Origin of the sequence: Streptomyces sp. LS1784 (assembly GCF_020103755.1) — a bacterium.
Lineage (GTDB): Bacteria > Actinomycetota > Actinomycetes > Streptomycetales > Streptomycetaceae > Kitasatospora.
In genome coordinates this window covers 1-1,172 of sequence record NZ_JAHSQD010001089.1, presented here as the reverse complement: position 1 = coordinate 1,172, position 1,172 = coordinate 1, and the positions used below count along the sequence as shown (strand labels likewise).

Genomic DNA, 1,172 nt, shown 5'->3' with positions numbered 1-1,172 from the left:
GCCGCGGCGGCCACCCGCAGCAGTCGCCACAGCGCCGCCTCGCCGCGCCGCAGCCACCACCCCGCGACCAGCGCGGCGCCCAGGTGCCCGGCCAGCATCGACGGCGTCATGCCGAACACGCCGGCCTGCCACCAGGGCGCGGTGGCGAACGCGTGCGGGTCCAGGCCGGCGGAGGAGACCAGCTGCTCCGGGGACGGGCTGCCGGACAGGCCGATCAGCGTGCCGGGGCGGGCCTCGTTGCAGATCAGCCGGCCGGCCACCTGCGGCACGGTCAGCGGACCGGAGCCGCCGTGGTGCATGCCGGGCATGGAGCCGTTGAAGCCGTGGAAGAGGCAGTGCAGTCCGAGCTGCCCGGCACCCAGCGCCCCGGCGATGGCCGCCAGCGAACGCTCCCGCCCGCCGCAGACCACCGCGAACGCCAGCACCGCGGCGAAGCCCGCCGCCAGCGCGGTCGGCGGCACGTTCCCGCCACCCGCCAGGGCGTGCCCGGCGGCCGCTATCAGGGTGCACACCAGCGCGAACGGGACCGCCCGGGCAAGCCGCAGGTCCCAGGCGGCGGACCCCACCGGCTGGGCCGGTCCGGGGGCGCCCGGGAGCGGGGCGGCGGCGAGGGCAGTCATGGCCGGGCCATCCTCTCATTGCGTACGCCGCGGACACGGGCAGGGTGGGAAATCCCTACGAATGCCCCTTTCGGCGGCGGCGTGAGAGGGGGCGTACGCGTCGCCCGGCACAGACCCCGTCCCCCGGTCCATCCGCCGAACGGGCGGTAGCGGCCCCCGGGCACGGTTCGCCCGGGAATCGCCCGGAGATACCTAGTTGTATGTGGAGTCGCAGCCAGGAGGGACCTCCCGTGGACATCTGGTGGACTCTGCACCTCAAGCGCGACCCGGCCAGCGTCCCGCTGGCCCGGCGCATCCTGCTCGGTGCGATGGCGACGGCGGGCGTCGACCCGCAGATCGCGGACGACCTCGGCATCGCCCTCACCGAGGCCTGCGCCAACGCCGTCGAGCACGGCGCCACCGGGCGGCCCGACGACGGCTTCCAGGTCACCGCCTCGATCTGCGGCGACCGGCTGCGGATCGAGGTCACCGACTCCGGCCCCGGCCTGCCCGCCCCCGCCGCGCCCGTCCGCCGCCCGGCTGCCGCGGCCCAGGCCCGTCCGGTGGTGGCCG

Annotated in this window: 2 protein-coding genes; one reads left to right on the top strand and one right to left on the bottom strand. The window is 76.8% G+C overall.

Going from position 1 to position 1,172, the window contains the following annotated elements; translation table 11 throughout:
* Positions 1-620 (bottom strand): hypothetical protein (locus tag KS423_RS45850; RefSeq protein ID WP_224285569.1); only part of this gene is annotated, 620 nt, incomplete at its 3' end.
* Positions 621-850: 230 nt separating this feature from the next.
* Between KS423_RS45850 and KS423_RS45845 the strand changes: the two genes are divergently transcribed.
* Positions 851-1,172 (top strand): ATP-binding protein (locus KS423_RS45845; RefSeq protein ID WP_224285568.1); only part of this gene is annotated, 322 nt, incomplete at its 3' end.